The organism is Aquabacterium sp. A08 (assembly GCF_011742065.1).
Genome location: NZ_JAAQQT010000623.1, coordinates 17,027 through 34,690, shown reverse-complemented (window position 1 = coordinate 34,690; position 17,664 = coordinate 17,027). Strand labels below are relative to the sequence as shown.

Below are 17,664 nucleotides of genomic sequence, written 5' to 3'. Positions count from 1 at the left end.
ACGGGCAGGGACCGGCACAGACACAAAGGCAGCGCGTGGGCAATCGATTGTTGGTGGTGGACGACAGCCGCGTCTCCCGCATGATCATCAAAGGCAAGGTGGCCAGCTTGCGGCCCGACTGGGAGGTGTTCGAAGCCACCACCGGCGACGAGGCCCTGGCCCTGGCGCCGCAGCTGCGGCCCGACTTCGTGACCATGGACGTGAACATGCCCGGCATCAGCGGTTTCGAGGCGGCCGAACGGCTGCGCGCGCTGCTGCCCGAGGCCCGCATCGCCATGCTGACGGCCAACATCCAAGAAAGCAGCCGCGAGCGCGCCGCCGGCATGGGCGTGAAGTTCGTGCAAAAACCGGTGACCGAGGCGGCCATCCAGCAGGTGGTTGAGCACTTCGCGGCGCGGCCATGACCCTGAATGAACTGGAGCTGGACGCCCTGGCCGAGCTGTTCAACCTCGGGGTGGGGCAGGCCGCCGACGCCCTGAGCCAGCTGGCCGGCGAGGCGGTGCAACTGAGCATCCCGCGCGTGCAGCTGCTGCCCAAGGCCGAGGTGGTGCGCCAGCTCGGGGCCGACGGCGACCGCCGCATCAGCGCGGTGCGACAAGGCTTCCACGGCGAAATCGTCACCGACGCGGTGCTGATGTTCCCGGCCGAGCACAGCCTGCAGCTGGTGCAGATCATGGTCGGCGACGTGCTGCCGCTGGAACAGCTGGGCGAGATGGAGCAGGAGGCGCTGGCCGAGATCGGCAACATCCTGCTCAACTCGGTGGTGGCCAGCGTCGGTGACGCGCTGGGCATCGCTTTCGACGGCAGCCTGCCCGAGGTGGAGCTGGGCGTGCTGTCCGACGTGCTGCTGGCCAACGAGTCGGTCAGCGAGCCGCTGCTGAGCCTGCAGGTGCGTTTCGAGATCGCCACCCGCAGCATCGTGGGCCACCTGGCCTTTTTGCTGGACATGCAGTCCAGCGGTCGGCTGGAGGCCAAGGTGGCCGACTTCATCCGCCGGCTGGAGGCCGGGGCATGACGGCTTGCGCCCACGCGGCCCCGCGCCCCTGTCTGGGCCCCTGGGCCGATTGGGTGCTGGGCAACGTGCAGTCGGGCCTGCTGGTGCTGGACGCGCAGCAGCGGGTGGTGTTTGCCAACCCCTGGCTGCTGCGGCGCGCCCGCCGCAGCGCCGACGAACTGCAGGGCCAGCCGCTGCTGGCGGTGTTCCCCGAACTGGCCGGCAGCCACTTGGCACGTGCCCTGACCGAGGCCCTGCGCACCGGCTTTCCGGCGGTGCTGTCCGAGACCCTGCACCTGTCGCCGCTGCCGCTGTTCCACCCGTCGCTGTCGGCGGCCGAGCCGGTGCGGCTCAAGCAGTCCATCCAGATCGTGCCCATGGGCAACGCCATGGCCCAGGAGGTGGGCCAGCGCTACGTGCTGGTGCAGGTGACCGACGTGAGCCCGGCGGTGGCGCGCGAGCGCCTGCTCAAGCAGCAGGCCGAACGCATGCACGCCATGGCCCACGTGGACGCGCTGACCGACATCGGCAACCGCCGCCATTTCGACGCCATGTTGGACCGCGAGTGGCGCCACGCCCTGCGCCAACGCCAGGGGCTGAGCCTGGTGCTGTTCGACATCGACCACTTCAAACAGTACAACGACAGCTACGGCCACCAGCGTGGCGACGCCTGCCTGAAAACCGTGGCCGGCCTGATCGAGTCCATGGGCCAGCGCCCGCGCGACGTGGTCTGCCGCTACGGTGGCGAGGAAATCGGCATGATCCTGCCCGACACCGACCTGGGCGGCGCCCTGCGCCTGGCCCAGCAGGTGGTGGACGCGGTGCGCGCCGAAGGGCTGCCGCACGTGGTCAGCCCGCACGGGGTGGTCACGGTGAGCGCCGGCGTGGCGTCGGAGGTGCCGGTGCCCGGCATGGGCGCCGACACCCTGCTGATGCTGGCCGACCGCGCGCTGTACCAGGCCAAGCGCCTGGGCCGCGACCGGGTCGAGGTGTTGCTGCCCGCCAGCACGGGTCGTTGAGAGCCGGCACAATCGCGGGGATGCAGATTCCCACGACCGCGAGTTTCCGCGCCGCCCTGGGCCGTTTCGCCACGGGGGTGACCATCGTCACCGCCCGTTCGCCCGACGGCGCCCTGGTCGGCCTGACCGCCAATTCCTTCAACTCCGTCTCGCTGGCCCCGCCGCTGGTGCTGTGGAGCCTGTCGCGCCAGTCGGCGTCGATGCCGGCGTTCCAGGCCGGCACCCACTACGCCATCAACGTGCTGGGCGCGCAGCAGCGCGAGCTGGCGCTGCGCTTCGCCAGCAAGGGCGTGGACCGCTGGGACGGCGTGCCCTACACCGAGGGCGCCGCCGGCGTGCCGCTGCTCGACGGCGCGGTGGCGGTGTTCGAGTGCCTCAACCGCAGCCGCTACGAAGAGGGTGACCACATCATCTTCGTCGGCGAGGTGGAGCGCTGCAGCCACCGCACCGACACGCCACCGCTGCTCTACCACGGCGGCCAGTTCTACACCGAACACCCGCTGTGAGCCCCGCCGCGCGCAAGCCCCACCTGGACCGGCTGGCCGTGGGCCTGCTGCTGGTGTGCTGCGCCTTCTGGGGCTTCCAGCAGATCCTGATCAAGACCACCGTGGCCGAGGTGCCGCCGCTGTGGCAGGCCAGCCTGCGCTTTGCCGGCGCCACCGCGCTGCTGGGGATCTGGTGCGCCTGGCGCCGGGTGCCGCTGTTCGCGCGCGACGGCACCCTGGCCGCCGGCCTGCTGGCCGGGCTGCTGTTCGCCGGCGAATTTGCCGGCATCTACCTCGGGCTGCAGTACACCACCGCCTCGCGGCTGACCGTGTTCCTCTACACCTCGCCGTTTGTGGTGGCGCTGCTGCTGCCGCGCTTCGTGCCCAGCGAACGGCTGCGCGCGGTGCAGTGGGTGGGCCTGCTGCTGGCGTTTGTGTCGGTGGCGGTGGCCTTCAGCGAGGGCTTTGCCCACTCCACCCGCACCCAGCTCATGGGCGACGCCATCGCCCTGGCCGCGGGCGCGATGTGGGGCCTGACCACGCTGGTCATCCGCACCAGCCGGCTGGCCCAGGCCAGCGCCGAAAAAACCCTGTTCTACCAGGTGGCGGTGACGGCGGCGGTGGCGCCGCTGCTGTCGCTGGCGCTGGGCGAACCCTGGCGTTTCGACTATTCCGGTCTGGCCTGGGGCTCCATCGCGCTGCAGACCGCGGTGGGCGCCTTCGCCAGCTACCTGACCTGGATGTGGCTGCTGCGCCACTACCCGGCCACGCAGATGTCCACCTTCGTGTTTCTCACACCGGTGTTCGCGCTGCTGTTCGGGGTCGGCCTGCTGGGCGAGCCCCTGACCGTGCAGCTGGTGCTGGCCTTGCTGGGCGTGGCGGTGGGCATCGTGCTGGTCAGCCGCAAGGGCTGAGGCCCGCGACCGGCCACCCAGGCGGGTGCGCGCAACGCACCAGGGCCGCGCAGCGCGCCCAAAACTGTGCACCGTTGCGCTGAATTTTGTATGCAATCTGTGGATTCGATTGCATACAAACCTGGCACGGGGGTTGCATCACCCTGGGCATGAGCCCCACCGCCCCCGCTTCTTCCTCGCTGGAACTGATCGCGCTGACCAAGCGCTACGACCACGCCGCCGTGGCGGTCGATGGCATCGACCTGCGCATTCCGGCCGGCAGCTACTGTTGCTTGCTGGGGCCGTCGGGCTGCGGCAAAAGCTCCACCCTGCGCATGATCGCCGGGCACGAAACCGTCAGCAGCGGCGACGTGTTGCTGGCCGGGCGCAACATCACCGACCTGCCGGCGGCCGAGCGCGGCACCGCCATGATGTTCCAGAGCTACGCCCTGTTCCCGCACCTGAGCGCGCTGGACAACGTGGCCTTCAGCCTGAAGATGCGCGGCGTGGGCACGGCCGAGCGCCGCGCCCAGGCGCAGGACCTGCTGGAGCGCGTCGCCATGGGCCACCTGGCGCAGCGCAAGCCGGGTGAACTGTCGGGCGGGCAGCAGCAGCGCGTGGCGCTGGCGCGCGCCCTCATCACCCGGCCGCAGGTGCTGTTGCTGGACGAGCCGCTGTCGGCGCTGGACCCCTTCCTGCGGGTGCAGATGCGCGCCGAGCTGCGCAGCTGGCAGCGCGAACTGGGGCTGACCTTCGTCCACGTCACCCATTCGCAGGAAGAGGCCATGGCCCTGGCCGACCAGATGGTGGTGATGAACCACGGCCGCATCGAACAGGCGGCCAGCCCGCGCGAGGTGTTCAACGCCCCGGCGACCGAATTCGTGGCCAGCTTCATGGGCGGGCACAACGTGTTCGACGACGCCGCCACCGGTGGCCGCGTGGCCGTGCGCGCCGACCGGCTGGCGTTGCACCTGAGCGCCGATGCCACCGCGGGCCAGCCGCACGCCCACGGCCAGGTGTGCGACATCGAGTACCAGGGCACCTACGTGCTGCTCGGCATCGAGGCCGGGGCAGGCACCGGGGCGGCCCGCAGCATCCAGGTCAGCCTGTCCGAGGCCGAGTTCCAGCGCCAGCCGGTGCAACCGGGCCAGCCGGTCTGGGTGTCGTGGCGGCCGGAACAGGCGCACCGCCTGGCCGCGCATTGAAGCGTTGTTCAAGCGTTTTCCCCCACCGCCGCCTGACGGCTTCAGGTTTTTTCATCCCACCAGGAGTTTTGTCCATGTCGAACACCGTTGACACCCCGAGCGCCGAACCCCAGCGCCGCCAACTGCTCAAGGGCGCCGCCGCCATTTTGGCCAGCGGCATGTTCCCGGCCATCCATGCGCAGGAAAAGGTGACGCTGCGCTACCTCGGCACCGCGGTGAACCAGGACAAGGCCATCGCCGAAAAATTCGAGGCCGACACCGGCATCAAGATCCAGTACGTGGCCGTGACCACCGACGAGGTCACCAAGCGCGCCATCACCGCGCCCAACAGCTTCGACCTGATCGACACCGAGTACTTCTCGCTGAAAAAGATCATCCCCAGCGGCAACCTGCTGGGCATCGACAGCAAGCGCATCAAGCACGCCGACAAGATCACCCCCCTGTTCACCCAGGGCGCAGTCGCCGGCAAGAAGGTGGGCGACCAGGGCACCGCGCCGAAGAAGGTGATGTACCTCGAATCGCCCAGCGCCAAGAAGTTCGCCAGCGCGCCGACCCAGTTCATGACGCTGATCCCCACCGTCTACAACGCCGACACCCTGGGCATCCGCCCCGACCTGATCAAGCGCCCCATCTCCTCGTGGGCCGAACTGCTGAACCCCGAGTTCAAGGGCAAGGCGGCGATCCTGAACATCCCGTCGATCGGCATCATGGACGCGGCCATGGTGGTGGAGGCCATGGGCCTGTACAAGTACCCCGACAAGGGCAACATGACCAAGAAGGAGATCGACCTCACCATCAAGACACTGATCGAAGCCAAGAAGGCCGGCCAGTTCCGCTCGTTGTGGAAGGACTTCAACGAGAGCGTGAACCTGATGGCCTCGGGCGAGGTGGTGATCCAGTCCATGTGGAGCCCGGCCGTGACGGCGGTGCGCACCAAGGGCATCGACTGCACCTTCCAGCCGCTGAAAGAGGGCTACCGCGCCTGGGCCGCCGGCTTTGGCCTGCCCAAGACCCTGTCGGGCAAGAAGCAGGACGCGGCCTACGAGTTCATCAACTGGTTCCTCGACGGCTGGGCCGGCGCCTACCTGAACCGCCAGGGCTACTACAGCGCCGTGCTCGACACCGCCAAGGCCAAGATGGAGGCCTACGAATGGGCCTACTGGATGGAAGGCAAAGCCGCCACCCAGGACATCAAGAGCCCCAACGGCGACGTGCTGGCCAAGAAGGGCGCGGTGCGCGACGGCGGCAGCTACGAACAGCGCATGGGCGGCATCGCCTGCTGGAACGCCATCATGGACGAGAACGAGTACATGGTGCGCAAGTGGAACGAGTTCGTCGCCGCCTGACGGTCTGAGGCCCGCATGAGCACCGCCGCGAAACCCCCACGCGCCCACACCGGGCTGCACCCCTGGTGGCAGGCGCTGCCGTTTTCGGCGGTGTTCCTGGTGTTCTTTCTCGTCCCCCTGGGGCTGGTCGTCATGGTCAGCTTCTGGGACTTCAACGACTACGAGCTGCTGCCCGCCTTCACCTGGCGCAACTACGTGTCGATGTGGGAGGGCTGCAGCCGCCTGACCGAGCACGGCGACTTCTGCGTCACCCTCTCCACCTACCTGTCCACCCTGCAGTTCACCCTGCTGACCTGGGCCGTGACCCTGGTGCTGGGCTTCGCGCTGGCCTATTTCCTGGCCTTCCACGTGCGCTCGCCCGACATGCAGACCCTGTTGTTCGTGCTCTGCACCGTGCCGTTCTGGACGTCCAACGTCATCCGCATGATCTCGTGGGTGCCCCTGCTGGGCCGCAACGGCCTGGTGAACCAGGGCCTGCAAGGCCTGCACCTGACCGACGGCCCGCTGGACTGGCTGCTGTTTTCCAACTTCTCGGTGCTGCTGGCCTTTGTCCACCTCTACACCATGTTCATGATCGTGCCCATCTTCAACTCCATGATGCGCATCGACCGCTCGCTGCTGGAGGCCGCCAAGGACGCCGGCGCCAGCCCTTGGCAGACGCTGTGGCACGTGGTGGTGCCGCTGTCGCGCACCGGCATCCTGATCGGCTCCATCTTCATCGTCACCATCGTCATGGGCGACTTCGTCACCGTGGGCGTGATGGGCGGGCAGCAGATCGCCTCCATCGGCAAGATGATCCAGGTGCAGACCTCGTACCTGCAGTTCCCGCTGGCCGCGGCCAACGCGGTGGTGCTGCTGCTGACGGTGCTGATGATCGTCTGGGGCCTGACCCGCGTGGTCGACATCCGCAAGGAGCTGTGACATGGCCCGTTTCCGCGAACCCCGTGCGCCCGGCTTCTGGCCGCTGGCCGCCGTGTTTGGCCTGTTCGTGCTGTTCCTGTACGGCCCGATGCTGACCATCTTTGCCCTGAGCTTCCAGGGCCCCGAGGGCGGCCTGACCTTCCCGATGCGCGGCGTGTCGCTGCACTGGTACCGCCAGCTGGCCGAGGGCCTGGGCGTGGTGGACATTGGGGCGGCCTTCAAGCGTTCGCTGGCGCTGGGCGTGACGGTGATGGTGCTGACGGTGGGGCTGTCGCTGCTGGCGGCGCTGGCCTTCCGCAAGCGGCTGCGCGGCGGCAACGCGCTGTTCTACGTCACCGTGGCCAGCCTGATCATGCCGTCCATCGTGGTGTCGCTGGGCATCGGCCTGCAGTTCCGTCTCATCGATACGGCCCTGCGCAGCGTGTTCGAGCACTGGGAGATGACCGAATACCTGGAATCCTTCAACACCAGCCTGGGCCTGTTCACCTCGGCCCTGGGCGCGCACCTGACGTGGACGCTGCCCTTCGGCCTGCTCATCATGTTCGCGGTGTTCAACCGCTTCAACCCGGCCTACGAGGAGGCCGCGCGCGACCTGGGCGCCACGCCCTGGCAGACCTTCCGCCACGTGGTGCTGCCGCTGATCGCGCCCTCGGCCATCGGCGTCGGCATGTTTGGCTTCACCCTCAGCTGGGACGAAATCGCCCGCACCTCGCAGGCCATTGGCGACGTCAACACGCTGCCGCTGGAACTGCAGGGCCTGACCACCACCGTCACCACGCCGGCCATTTACGCGCTGGGCACGCTGACCACGGTGGTGTCGTTCGCGGTCATGGGGCTGGCCATGGCGGCGACCTGGGCCTTGCGCCAGCGCCAGAAGGGGGCCGCCCGATGAGCGACGTCGACAGCGCGCCCGTGGCCCTGTCCGATGCCGAGATGCACGAGCGCATCGTCTCGGCGGTGCTGGACCACCGCCTGCCGCCGGGCACCCGGCTGGTGGAAGACAAGCTGGCGGCGGCGTTCGGGGTGTCGCGCACCCGCATCCGGCCGGTGCTGGCGCGCCTGGCCAGCGAGCGCCTGGTGACGCTGATCCCGAACCGCGGCGCCGTGATCGCCGAGCCCACGCCGCAGGAGGCGCAGGAGGTGTTCGAGGCGCGTTGCCTGATCGAACCCACGCTGGTGGAGCGGTTTCTGGTGCGCGCCAGCGACGGCGACATCGCCGGTTTGCGCGGCCTGATCGAGGCCGAAGAGGCGGCCCGTGCCCAGGGCGATCTGCAGCGCGCCATCCGCCTGTCGGGCGAGTTCCACCTGCGCATCGCCGCGGTGTCGGGGCAGGCCACGCTGGGGCGCATTTTGCGCGAGCTGGTGTCGCGCACCTCGCTCATCCTCATGGCCTATGGGCCGAGCGGCGGGGCGCCTCGTCAGCACGCCGCGGCCTGCGGTTGCGACGAGCACCGCGCCCTGCTGCAGGCCATCCGCCTGCGCATCGCGCCCGAGGCCACGCGGCTGATGCGCGAGCACCTGCAGCGCATCGAAGCCAGCCTGGTGTTTCCCACCGACGCGCCGCCCAGCGGCGAGCTGGCCGAGTTGCTGGGCCTGTGAGCCGGTCATGACGCGCACGCTGCTGCTCATCAACCCCAACACCACCGCGGCCATCACCGACACGGTGGCCGAGCACCTGGTCGCGGCCGGCCCGCTGGGGGTGCGGGTGCAGGCCGTGACCGCCCGCTTCGGGGCGCCCTACATCGCCTGTGAAACCAGCTACGCCGTGGCCGCCCACGCCACGCTGGACGCGTGGCAACGCGCCAGCGCCGCCGGGCCGGCGCCCGCAGGCATCGTGATCGCCTGCTTCGGCGACCCGGGCCTGCTGGCCCTGCGCGAACGCGCCGCCTGCCCGGTGACCGGGCTGGCCGAGGCGGCGGTGGCCGAAGCCGCGGTCCACGGGCGGGTCGGCATCGTCACCGGCGGGCACGCCTGGCGGCCGATGTTGCAGCGTCTGTTGCCGGCCCTGGCCGGGGGCGACCGGGTGGCGGCCATCGAGACCGTGGCCCTGAGCGGGGCCGAGTTGCGCGCCGACCCGCAGGCCGCGCAGGACCTGCTGGTGGCGGCCTGCGCCCGGGTGCTGGACCGCCACCGGGTGGACGCCATCGTCGTCGGCGGGGCCGGGCTGGCGGGCCTGGCCGAAGTCATGCAGCCGCGGGTGCCGGTGCCGCTGATCGACAGCGTGGCCGCCGCGGCGCGCTGGGTCTGGCGCGCCCCGGCTTCCGCGGGCCTGGGGCGGCCGACCTGGTGGCCGCCGGCCTGAGCCGCGCGTTCAGGCCGCGGGGTGTGCCGCGGGATGGGCCGCCGCGTGCGCCAGGTGCTGCTGGGCAAAGGCCACGTACCAGCCCAGGCAGCCCGGGTTGGCCATGGCGTCGCGGTTCACCACCTTGTCCAGCGGTTGGCCCAGCAGCAGCTTCTTGATCGGCAGCTCCTGCTTCTTGCCGCTGAGCGTGCGCGGAATTTCGGCCACCGGCACGATCTCGTCGGGCACAAAGCGCGGCGACAGCGCGTTGCGGATGGCGCCGGCGATGCGCTCGCGCACCGCGTCGTTCCAGTCCACGCCGGGGCGCAGCACCACGAACAGCGGCATGTAGCTGTCGCGGCCCAGGTATTCCAGGTCCACCACCAGGCTGTCCATCACCTCGGGCAGGGCTTCGACGGCGGCGTAGATCTCGCTGGTGCCCATGCGCAGGCCGTGGCGGTTGATGGTCGCGTCGGAGCGGCCGAAGATGACGCAGCCGCCGTCGGCCCCGATCTTGAGCCAGTCGCCGTGGCGCCAGACGCCGGGGTACATGTCGAAGTAGCTCGACAGGTAGCGTTGTTTGCCCTCGTCGTTCCAGAAGTACAGCGGCATCGACGGAATCGGTTGGGTGCAGACCAGCTCGCCCACCTCTCCGATGAGGGGGCGGCCGTCTTCGCTCCAGGCCTCGACCGCGCAGCCCAACTGGCGGCACTGCATCTGGCCCGGCACCTGGGGCAGTTCGCGGTGGCCGCCGATGAAGGCGCCGCAGAAGTCGGTGCCGCCGGAGATGTTGCACCACCAGATCGGGCCCCCACGCCCACGGGGTTCGCTGCCCCCCGAGGGGGCCTTCGCCCCTTGGGACGGCCCGGCGGGGCCCACCATGGTGGTGCCCAGCGCGTCGAACTGGGCGCTGCCCCAGCGTTGCACGTCTTCGGCCAGCGGTGAGCCGGTCACGCCCAGGGCGCGGATGCGGCGCAGGTCGAAGCCTTCGGCCTGCAGGGCCGGCAGGTCCACGCCGGCTTTCATGCAGTTGGCGTAGTAGGCAGCGCCGGCGCCGAAGAAGGTGACCCGGTGCCGCGCCGCGAAGCGCCACAGCACGTGCCAGTCGGGGTGGTCCTTGCTGCCGCCGGGGTTGCCGTCGTACAGGACGATGGTGGTGCCGCCGGCCAGGCCGGCCACCTGGGCGTTCCACATCACCCAGCCGGTGGAGCTGTACCAGTGGAAGCGCTCGCCGAAGCTGTTGGGGGCGTAGCTGGGGCCGATGTCGTTGTGCAGGATCTTGGCCGCCAGCATGGTCATGAGGATGCCGCCGTGCCCATGCACGATGGGTTTGGGCAGGCCGGTGGTGCCGCTGGAATACACCACCCACAGCGGGTGCTCGAAAGGCAGCCAGTCGGGTTCGAAGGCGGCGGTGGCGGCGTTGTCGCGGGCGGTCAGTGCCTCGAAGTCGGCGGCGCCGGCCACGCGTTCGGCGGCGTAAGGCGTGCGCAGCACCACCAGCTGCCGCACGCTGGGCAGGCCCGTGCGCAATTCGCCCACCGTGGCGGAACGGTCCAGCGGCTTGCCGCCGTAGTGCACGCCGTCGGCGGCGATCAGCACGGTGGGCTCGATCTGCTGGAAGCGGTCGAGCACGGCGGCGGTGCCCATGTCGGGCGCGCACACGCTCCAGACGGCGCCGATGCTGGCGCAGGCCAGGAAGGCCACCGCCGTTTCGGGCACGTTGGGCAGGTAGGCGGCCACGCGGTCGCCGCGCTGCACCCCCATGTCTTGCAGCGCCAGCGCCAGCGAGGCGATCTGCCGGCGCAGTTCGGGCCAGCTCAGGGTGCGCACGCGGCCGCGCTCGTCCTCGCTGACGATGGCGGGCTGCCCGGCGGCGTGGGCCGGCGCGGCGTGGCGCAGCACCTGGTGCGCGTAGTTGGTGTGTGCCCCGGGGAACCAGCGGAAGTGCGGCATGGGCCCGCCCTCCAGCACCGCGGTGTGCGGCGTGGGCGACTGCATCTGGAAATAGTCCCAGATGCTTTGCCAGAAGCCGGGCAGGTCGGTGGTGGACCAGCGCCACAGCGCGTCGTAGTCGGCAAAGGCGAGGCCGCGCTGCTCGCGCAGCCAGTCCTGGTACAGGCGGATCTGGGGAATGTAGGGGGCGTGTGCTGGGGCGGTCATGGGTGTCTCCGGTGGCCCCATTATTCGCACGGCGGGGGCGTTCACTATCGCCTTGGCGTCAAGGCTGACGCGAAACTTGCCCCAGGCTGGTGCAAACGGGCAGAATCTCGCCACCCATCAACCACCGAGGAGGGGAAAACCCCATGTTCCACTGGACAGAAAAATCCGACGCGGCGCTGCAGGCCGGCGGCGTCATTGGGCCGGGCGAGCGCCTGCCCTGGCCGCAAACCGCCGTCATGGGCGTGCAGCACCTCATCGCCATGTTCGGCGCCACGGTGCTGGCGCCCATCCTCATGGGGTTTGACGCCAACGTCGCCATTTTGATGAGCGGCCTGGGCACGCTGTTGTTCTTCCTGGTCACCGGCGGCAAGGTGCCCAGCTACCTGGGCTCCAGCTTCGCCTTCATTGGGGTGGTGATCGCGGCCAGCGGCTACGCCGGGCCGGGGCCCAATGCGAACATCGGGGTGGCGCTGGGCGGCATCATCGCCTGCGGGGCGCTGTACTTCGTCATCGGGGCCATCGTGCAGGCGGTGGGCACCGGCTGGATCGAGCGCTTCATGCCGCCGGTGGTCACCGGCTCGGTGGTGGCGGTGATCGGCCTGAACCTGGCGCACATCCCGATCAAGAACATGGCGCCCACCGGCTTCGACGCCTGGATGCAGGGCGTGACCTTTGTGAGCGTGGCGCTGGTGGCGGTGTTCACCCGCGGCATGGTGCAGCGCCTGCTGATCCTGATGGGCCTGATCGTGGCCAGTGTGGTCTATGCGGTGCTGACCAACGGCCTGGGCCTGGGCCAGCCGCTGGACCTGAGCGGCATCGCCAACGCGGCCTGGATCGGCCTGCCCAGCTTCAGCGCGCCGGTGTTCAGCGGCCACGCCATGCTGCTGATCGCCCCGGTCGCCATCATCCTGGTGGCGGAAAATCTGGGCCACATCAAGGCGGTGACGGCCATGACCGGCCAGAACCTGGACGTGTACATGGGCCGCGCCTTCATGGGCGACGGCCTGGCCACCATGGTGGCCGGCAGCGCGGGCGGCACCGGCGTGACCACCTACGCCGAGAACATCGGCGTCATGGCCGCGACCAAGATCTACTCCACCGCCATCTTCCTGGTGGCGGGCTGCATGGCCATCGTGCTGGGCTTCAGCCCCAAGTTCGGCGCCGTCATCCAGGCCATTCCGCTGGCGGTCATGGGCGGCGTGTCCATCGTGGTGTTCGGCCTGATCGCCATCGCCGGCGCCAAGATCTGGGTGGACAACAAGGTGGACTTTTCCGACAACAAAAACCTGCTGGTGGCCGCCATCACCCTGGTGCTGGGCACGGGTGACTACACCCTGAAGTTCGGCGACTTTGCGCTGGGCGGCATCGGGACCGCCACCTTCGGCGCCATTGTGCTGCACGCGCTGCTCGCCCGCCGGCGCTGAGGCCCGTGCCGTCCGTCCGGCCGCGGCTGACAGGCCGTGGGCCGGCCGCGTACACTGAACGGACCCGAACGAGTGACCCGATGAACAGCCTGACCTCCATTGCCTCCAGCGGCTTGCAATCGGCGCAGCTGCGCCTGAACGCGGCCGCCAACAACGTGGCCAACGCCCAGACCGAGGGCTACCGCCGCGACGTGGTGCAGGCCAGCGCCGCTCCGGCCGGCGGGGTGAGCACCCGGGTGGACAAGGCCCTGCAGCCCGGCGCCGACCTGGCGCAGGACCTGGTGGCGCAAAAGTCCGCCACCTACGCCTTCAAGGCCAACCTGCGGGTGCTGCAGACCGCCGACGACACCCTGGGCCGCCTGCTCGACGTGCGCGCCTGAACCGCGCGGACCCAAAAAAACGCCGACCCAGGGGTCGGCGCGGTGTACATGGCATCCCTGGGGACGCTGGATGTCTGTTGTTTGAGTTGGTGTCTCCTCGGTCCTCTCGCGGTGCGGTGCCGGGTTGAGCCGGCGCCTGCGAGTGCCATGATTTTAGGCAGACGCACCGTGTTTGGGCATAGGGACTAACCCCGAGCCTGGCGCCGGGCCAGGGCCTCGCGCAGCAGCTGGTGGGCGCGCTCGAATTCGTAGGCCTCGGCGGCCGTGCGGAATGCCGAAAAAGCCGAGCCCAGGGCCCGGCGCAAGCGCTCGCCGTGGTGGTTGAGCAGGTCCAGCGCGTCGGCGTCGCCCAGTTCCAGCAAGCCCCCCATGCGCACCAGCACCGCCGCCAGGTCCTCGTCCAGCGGGGTGTCCCATGCCAGGGCGGCTGGGTCGCCCTCGGGCGTGCCGGGCGCGGGCAGCCATTGCTGCAGCTTGACGTACAGCTTTTCGGGGACGATGGGTTTGTGGATCAGGTCGTTGAAACCGCTGCTGAGCCAGGAGGTGTCCCCTTGGGGGAACACGCCCGCGGTCATGGCGATCACCGGCAGGTTGCCGTACAAGGGGTTGAGCCGGATCTGTTGGGCGGTGGCGTGGCCGTCCATGACCGGCATGTGGATGTCGAGCAAGACCAGGTCGTAAGGGGTCAGGGCCAGTTTTTCCAGGGCCTCGGCGCCGTGGGCAGCCAGGTCGCACGCCATGCCGGCGAGTTTGAGCAGCTCGGCCCCGATCTGGCGGTACAGGCGGTCGTCGTCCACCAGCAACACCCGCCGGCCCGCGAGCTGGGCGGTCCAGGCCGGCGCCCAGTCGGGGCGGGCCGCCAGCGGTTCGGCGCGGTGGGCCAGGGCCTGGCCCGGTTTGGCCAGCTGTTCGATGACGGCGTCGAACAGCTGCTCGGTGGTCACGGGTTTGATGAGGATGCCGTCGAAGTCGTCCTGCCGCGCCTCGGCTTCGAGGTTGTCGTGGCCCGCGCCGGTGATGCACAGCACATAGGGCGCCGCTTGCTGCAACTGGAGCGTCCGGATGGCGCGCGCGCCGTTGATGCCGTCCAGCTCCGGCATGCGCCAGTCCATGAACACCAGCCGGAAGGGCTTGCCCGCGGCGTCGGCCTGCTGCACCATTTGCACCGCTTGTTGGCCGTTGGCCACGGTGCTCACCGCAAAGTGCATCCGCGTCAGCTTTTGTTCCAGCAACTGGCGGGTGGCGTGGTTGTCGTCGGCCACCAGCACCCGCTGGCCCCAGAGGTGTTCGTCCGGCACCAGGCTGCGCGCGTGGCTGTTGGAGGCGTGTTCCAGCACGGCGGTGAACCAGAAGGTGGAGCCGTGGCCTTTCTGGCTGTCCACGCCCACCTCGCCGCCCATCAGCTCGGCCAGGTTGCGGGCAATCGCCAGGCCCAGGCCGGTGCCGCCGTATTGCCGCGTGGTGCTGGCGTCGGCCTGTTCAAACTCCTGGAACAGCCGGCTCTGCTCCTGCGCCGACAGTCCGATGCCGGTGTCCGTCACCTCGAAGCGCAGTTTTTGCCAGGTGGGGTTGCGCGGGCCGACCCGGCGTGCGCGGATCTGGATGTGCCCGGATTCGGTGAACTTGACCGCGTTGTTCAGGTAGTTGATGAGCACCTGCGACAGCCGCTGTGCGTCGCCGCGCAGGTGGCGTTCGATGTCGGGCTCCACGTCCAGGATCAGCTCCAGCCCCTTGTCCTGGGCCTTGAACAGGATCATGGACATGACGTTGTTGAGCAGCACCTCCAGGTCGAAGTCCAGCCGTTCCAGCTTGACGCGGCCGGACTCCAGTTTGCTGAAGTCGAGGATGTCGTTGACCACGCCCAGCAGGTGTTTGCCGGAGCTTTCGATGGTTTCCAGGTGGTTGCGCTGGCGCGCGTTGAGCTCGGTGCGCAGCATCAGGCTGGACAGGCCGATGATCGCGTTGAGCGGCGTGCGGATTTCGTGGCTCATGTTGGCCACGAACCGGCTTTTCGACATGCTGGCCTTGATGTTGTGGTAGGCCCGCAGCGCGGTCAGCACGGTGATGTGCAGCCGCTCCACCGTGAGTTCGGTCTTCTCCTTGTAGTCGTCCACCTCCAGGTGGCGCATGATTTCCAGCGGCGGCGCCGCGCCGGGGTTGCCGGTGCGCAGGACCAGGCGGGTGTCCTGGTTGCCCAGTTCGTTGCGCACGTAGCGCACCAGGTCCAGCCCCGCGTGTTCGGTTTCCATGACCACGTCCACCAAGGCCATGGCGATGTCGCCCTCGCGCTCGAAGACCGCCCGTGCCTCGGCCGCGCTGGTGGCGGTGAGCATGCGCAGGCCCTTGCCTTTGAACTCGAAATCTTCCAGCGCCAGTTGGGTGACTTCGAGCACGCTGGGCTCGTCGTCGACCAGCAGCAGGGTCCAGGCATGGGGTGACATGGTGCGTGTGGTTCCGGGGATGGGGGTTAGGCGGTGGGCCGGGCGGGGGCCGCCAGGGTGCGCGGCAGCTGGATGCGGAAGGCGGTGCCCTGGCCGGCGCCGCTGGCGACGGCGATGCGCCCGCCCAACACCGCCTCCACCGCGCGCCGCGACGAAAACAGTCCCAGGCCCGAGCCCCCGCTCTGACGGCGGGTGGTGAAAAACGGGGTGAACACCTTGGCCAGCGCGTCTTCGCTCATGCCGTTGCCGTTGTCGCTGACCTCGAGGTGGACCCAACTGTCGTCGGCGCTCACGGTCAGGCGGATCAGCCGCTGGTCGCGGCCCTCGAAAGCGTGCAGGGTGGCGTTGACCACCAGGTTGGTGACCACCTGCATCAGCGAGCCGGGTTCGGTGTACAGCGCCAGGCCTTCGGGGCATTGCAGGTCCACCACGCACTGGGCCCGTTTCACCAGCGGCGAGACGGCCAGCAACAGGCTTTCCAGGAAGGGCTTGAGCGGCAGCACCCGCCATTCGTTGCGCGAGGCATCGGCGGTGGTCTGCTTGAAGCTGCGCACCAGGGTGGCCGCCTTGTGCAGGTTGTTGCCGATCAGCTGGGCCGACTTGCCCAGGGAGTCGGTCAGCTTGGCCACCGCGCCGCAGTCCAGCGGGGCCACGTCCAGCAGTTGCTGCAGCTTGCGGGTCTGCTGGTCCACCAGCGACGCGGCCGTGACCGCCACCCCAATGGGGGTGTTCAGGTCGTGGGCGATGCCGGCGATGGTCAGGCCCAGCGACTCCAGTTTGAGCGATTCCTGCAACTCTGCTTCCATGAGGCCGCGCTCCTCGGCGGCCTTTCTGAGGTCGGTGACATCGGTCTGGCAGCCGATGTAGTGCAGCAAGCGGCCGTCGCTGTCGTAGCTGGGGAACACCAGAAACCGCACCCAGTAGGGGGCCCCCGACTTGTGGTAGTTCAGGATTTCGATTTCGGCGGTCTCCTGCCGGCGGATCGCCTGGCGGATTTGCTCGACGCTGTCGGGGTGCGTGTCGGGGCCTTGCAGAAAGCGGCAATTGCGCCCCAGCACTTCGTCGGCGCTGTAGCCGGTTTGTGCCTGGAAGGCCTCGTTGACGTAGATCAGCGGCATGTCGGGTTGCCGGGGGTCGGCAATCGTGATGCCAAAAGGGGCTTTCTGCAGGACCGTGGTCAGGGTGCTGAGTTCGTTGACCTTGAGCTTGAGCTGGTGCTCGCTGTCTTCGAGGTAGCTGCGCGACAGCAGCATGTCTTCGTTGACCTGCAGCAGCCGGGCGTTGGCCTTGTGGTGTTCGCGCAGCGCGGCCGCGGCCGAGCCCACGAAAAACACCAGGTAGGCGACCAGGGGCCAGGAATCGCCGGTTTGCTTGGTGAGCGACACGCCGACGCTGATGTCCTGGATGCCGCGCACGTCGCCGACTTTCCAGTGGCGCACGGGGGAGTCGGGGTGGCCGTTGTGGCACTGCACACAGGTGGCCTCCATGGGCACGGGAATGGCCAGGCGCACGCGGCTGCCGCCGTGGGGGTTCGGTTCCACCCGCCAGAACTCGCGTTGCGTCGTGTCGGCGCGCAGCGCTTGCAGGGCCTCGCGCTGGAAGTCGTCCAGCGGCGGGCGCTGGCGGAACGCAAACGGCTGGTCCGACAGGAAGGCGGTGCTGAAGCCGTCGTTCAGGGCGTTTTGTTGCAGCAGGTCGCCCAGCTCGATGGACAGGGTCGCCGGAATGGGGATGCCGCCGGGGGTGTTGCGGTAGTTTTCCGTCAGGCGCACCGGGCCGCCGTGGTGGGCCAGCACCCGACCCGCCACGTTGGTGGCGTAGTAGGAGCGGGCCGTCGCCATGATGCGGCTGAACTGCTGGGCGTTGCGCCGGGCCTCACTTTCGGCGTGTGAGAACGCCACCTCGTACAGCACCCAGGGCGTGGCCAGCAGTGCTGCGATGAACAACAGCAGGGGTGGCGTCAAGCCCAGCTCTCTGAGCCGTTGCATTCGATCGACCTTGTGCCAAAAGTGAATAAATGATTATTATTTGGCATTTATATGGCCAAACGAATAAACATTTATACCAAAATAATGGCAATTCAGCAAATTTTGGGCGATGCCGAAGGTCCGGGTG

At 68.9% G+C, this 17,664-nt stretch carries 16 protein-coding genes; 13 read left to right on the top strand and 3 right to left on the bottom strand.

Going from position 1 to position 17,664, the window contains the following annotated elements:
• The 11 genes from HA630_RS11840 to HA630_RS11790 all read left to right on the top strand — a co-directional run.
• On the top strand, positions 1-404 hold a 404-nt coding region (locus HA630_RS11840; protein ID WP_371809245.1), incomplete at its 5' end, for a response regulator transcription factor.
• Complete coding sequence (locus HA630_RS11835) at positions 401-1,015, top strand: chemotaxis protein CheC (RefSeq protein ID WP_166834951.1); 615 nt, start codon at positions 401-403, stop codon at positions 1,013-1,015. The genes HA630_RS11840 and HA630_RS11835, both read left to right, overlap by 4 nt.
• The gene (locus tag HA630_RS11830) at positions 1,012-2,013 is read left to right on the top strand and encodes a sensor domain-containing diguanylate cyclase (protein WP_166834949.1); all 1,002 of its coding nucleotides are present in this window, start codon (positions 1,012-1,014) and stop codon (positions 2,011-2,013) included. The genes HA630_RS11835 and HA630_RS11830 overlap by 4 nt, the downstream gene beginning before the upstream one ends.
• A gap of 20 nt (positions 2,014-2,033) precedes the next feature.
• Positions 2,034-2,519 (top strand): flavin reductase family protein, encoded by a 486-nt coding sequence (locus HA630_RS11825; RefSeq protein ID WP_166834947.1) that lies wholly within the window; start codon positions 2,034-2,036, stop codon positions 2,517-2,519.
• Positions 2,516-3,412 (top strand): DMT family transporter, encoded by an 897-nt coding sequence (locus tag HA630_RS11820; protein ID WP_166834945.1) that lies wholly within the window; start codon positions 2,516-2,518, stop codon positions 3,410-3,412. The genes HA630_RS11825 and HA630_RS11820 overlap by 4 nt, the downstream gene beginning before the upstream one ends.
• Before the next feature lie 149 nt (positions 3,413-3,561).
• Positions 3,562-4,596 carry an ABC transporter ATP-binding protein gene (locus HA630_RS11815; protein ID WP_166834943.1) on the top strand — a complete coding sequence of 345 codons (1,035 nt, stop codon included), beginning with the start codon at positions 3,562-3,564 and terminating at the stop codon, positions 4,594-4,596.
• A 74-nt stretch (positions 4,597-4,670) separates the two neighbouring features.
• Complete coding sequence (locus tag HA630_RS11810; RefSeq protein WP_166834941.1) at positions 4,671-5,942, top strand: PotD/PotF family extracellular solute-binding protein; 1,272 nt, start codon at positions 4,671-4,673, stop codon at positions 5,940-5,942.
• Positions 5,943-5,957: 15 nt separating this feature from the next.
• Entirely contained in the window at positions 5,958-6,863 is a 906-nt protein-coding gene (locus HA630_RS11805; protein ID WP_166834939.1) for an ABC transporter permease, read from the top strand.
• A 1-nt stretch (position 6,864) separates the two neighbouring features.
• A complete protein-coding gene (locus tag HA630_RS11800) occupies positions 6,865-7,755 on the top strand; it encodes an ABC transporter permease (protein WP_166834937.1) in 891 nt (296 codons plus the stop codon).
• Complete coding sequence (locus HA630_RS11795) at positions 7,752-8,462, top strand: GntR family transcriptional regulator (protein WP_166834935.1); 711 nt, start codon at positions 7,752-7,754, stop codon at positions 8,460-8,462. Before HA630_RS11800 ends, HA630_RS11795 begins: the two co-directional genes overlap by 4 nt.
• A 7-nt stretch (positions 8,463-8,469) precedes the next feature.
• Positions 8,470-9,165, top strand: coding sequence for an aspartate/glutamate racemase family protein (locus tag HA630_RS11790; protein ID WP_166834933.1), 696 nt, complete (start codon positions 8,470-8,472; stop codon positions 9,163-9,165).
• A 9-nt stretch (positions 9,166-9,174) separates the two neighbouring features.
• Here HA630_RS11790 and HA630_RS11785 read toward each other — a convergent pair whose 3' ends face one another.
• Positions 9,175-11,304, bottom strand: coding sequence for an acetoacetate--CoA ligase (locus tag HA630_RS11785; RefSeq protein WP_166834931.1), 2,130 nt, complete (start codon positions 11,302-11,304; stop codon positions 9,175-9,177).
• Positions 11,305-11,447: 143 nt separating this feature from the next.
• Between HA630_RS11785 and HA630_RS11780 the strand changes: the two genes are divergently transcribed.
• Positions 11,448-12,728, top strand: coding sequence for a solute carrier family 23 protein (locus tag HA630_RS11780; RefSeq protein ID WP_166834929.1), 1,281 nt, complete (start codon positions 11,448-11,450; stop codon positions 12,726-12,728).
• Positions 12,729-12,808: 80 nt separating this feature from the next.
• Complete coding sequence (locus HA630_RS11775) at positions 12,809-13,108, top strand: flagellar basal body protein (protein WP_166834927.1); 300 nt, start codon at positions 12,809-12,811, stop codon at positions 13,106-13,108.
• A gap of 185 nt (positions 13,109-13,293) precedes the next feature.
• Here HA630_RS11775 and HA630_RS11770 read toward each other — a convergent pair whose 3' ends face one another.
• Positions 13,294-15,549 carry a response regulator gene (locus HA630_RS11770; protein WP_166834926.1) on the bottom strand — a complete coding sequence of 752 codons (2,256 nt, stop codon included), beginning with the start codon at positions 15,547-15,549 and terminating at the stop codon, positions 13,294-13,296.
• 26 nt (positions 15,550-15,575) lie between these two features.
• The gene (locus HA630_RS11765; protein WP_208300072.1) at positions 15,576-17,537 is read right to left on the bottom strand and encodes an ATP-binding protein; all 1,962 of its coding nucleotides are present in this window, start codon (positions 17,535-17,537) and stop codon (positions 15,576-15,578) included.
• Positions 17,538-17,664 lie beyond the last annotated feature (127 nt).

Bases quoted from the DNA above. Each gene is read 5' to 3' on its own strand.
- HA630_RS11835 (WP_166834951.1), top strand. From the start codon at position 401: ATGACCCTGAATGAACTGGAGCTGGACGCCCTGGCCGAGCTGTTCAAC.
- HA630_RS11830 (WP_166834949.1), top strand. From the start codon at position 1,012: ATGACGGCTTGCGCCCACGCGGCCCCGCGCCCCTGTCTGGGCCCCTGG.
- HA630_RS11825 (WP_166834947.1), top strand. From the start codon at position 2,034: ATGCAGATTCCCACGACCGCGAGTTTCCGCGCCGCCCTGGGCCGTTTC.
- HA630_RS11815 (WP_166834943.1), top strand. From the start codon at position 3,562: ATGAGCCCCACCGCCCCCGCTTCTTCCTCGCTGGAACTGATCGCGCTG.
- HA630_RS11810 (WP_166834941.1), top strand. From the start codon at position 4,671: ATGTCGAACACCGTTGACACCCCGAGCGCCGAACCCCAGCGCCGCCAA.
- HA630_RS11805 (WP_166834939.1), top strand. From the start codon at position 5,958: ATGAGCACCGCCGCGAAACCCCCACGCGCCCACACCGGGCTGCACCCC.
- HA630_RS11800 (WP_166834937.1), top strand. From the start codon at position 6,865: ATGGCCCGTTTCCGCGAACCCCGTGCGCCCGGCTTCTGGCCGCTGGCC.
- HA630_RS11795 (WP_166834935.1), top strand. From the start codon at position 7,752: ATGAGCGACGTCGACAGCGCGCCCGTGGCCCTGTCCGATGCCGAGATG.
- HA630_RS11790 (WP_166834933.1), top strand. From the start codon at position 8,470: ATGACGCGCACGCTGCTGCTCATCAACCCCAACACCACCGCGGCCATC.
- HA630_RS11785 (WP_166834931.1), bottom strand. From the start codon at position 11,304: ATGACCGCCCCAGCACACGCCCCCTACATTCCCCAGATCCGCCTGTAC.
- HA630_RS11780 (WP_166834929.1), top strand. From the start codon at position 11,448: ATGTTCCACTGGACAGAAAAATCCGACGCGGCGCTGCAGGCCGGCGGC.
- HA630_RS11775 (WP_166834927.1), top strand. From the start codon at position 12,809: ATGAACAGCCTGACCTCCATTGCCTCCAGCGGCTTGCAATCGGCGCAG.
- HA630_RS11770 (WP_166834926.1), bottom strand. From the start codon at position 15,549: ATGTCACCCCATGCCTGGACCCTGCTGCTGGTCGACGACGAGCCCAGC.
- HA630_RS11765 (WP_208300072.1), bottom strand. From the start codon at position 17,537: ATGCAACGGCTCAGAGAGCTGGGCTTGACGCCACCCCTGCTGTTGTTC.